At 64.6% G+C, this 697-nt stretch carries 1 protein-coding gene; it reads right to left on the reverse strand.

Going from position 1 to position 697, the window contains the following annotated elements; translation table 11 throughout:
- A partial coding sequence (locus CQ12_RS45345; RefSeq protein ID WP_245310284.1) for a glycosyltransferase family protein occupies window positions 1-418 on the reverse strand: 418 nt, incomplete at its 3' end.
- Window positions 419-697 lie beyond the last annotated feature (279 nt).

Raw genomic sequence — 697 nt, forward strand, 5'->3', positions numbered from 1 at the left:
GGCCGGCGATCATGCGGGCGACGAACTTGAAGCCGTCGCGCAGCCGCGTGTCGGAATAGGGCGAGCGGGCATAGCGAAACACCCCGGCGCGCGGCCGGCCGCTGTTCGATACAGTCTGGATGAACTGCGTGGTCTCGTCGATCCAGCCGCTGTCCAGCACCGCGCCGGCGTGCAGGAACATCAGCCATGGCGAGCGCGCCGCGCGTGCGCCGGCGGCCAGCGCTGCGGCGCGCGTTCCCTCGAACTTGAGAAAGCGGCAGCCGGCAACGTCCGCCACCCGCTCGATCACGCCGTTGGCCCCCCTGTCGACCAGCAGCACCTCGGCGATCACGCCGGCTGCGGCGCCCGGCACCAGCGCCGCCAGCGTCGCGACGGCGGGCTGTTCTACTCCTTCGGTCGGAACGATCACGCTCAACATGAATGAGGCTTCGCTGGCTCAAGCGGTGGAAAACGCTGCACTGTTATCACCTTGTCACAATCAAAACAGCCGTTGGCGTGCAGCTTTTTAAGGCATGTCGCGCCGGTGTCCTTTTCGGTGCGCGAGCTTCTTTGTGAATCGTTGTCGATGATGTTCTTGATTTGTTCCTTTCGCGTGCTATGTTCTTTCCATGAGCCGAGCATCCTCTCATGCCCTCAAGCACCCGCCGGTAACGCCGCCCTCCGAACCGGCGGGGGCGACACCTTTTTCCGAGCTTGC

The organism is Bradyrhizobium jicamae (assembly GCF_001440395.1).
Classification (GTDB): domain Bacteria; phylum Pseudomonadota; class Alphaproteobacteria; order Rhizobiales; family Xanthobacteraceae; genus Bradyrhizobium; species Bradyrhizobium jicamae.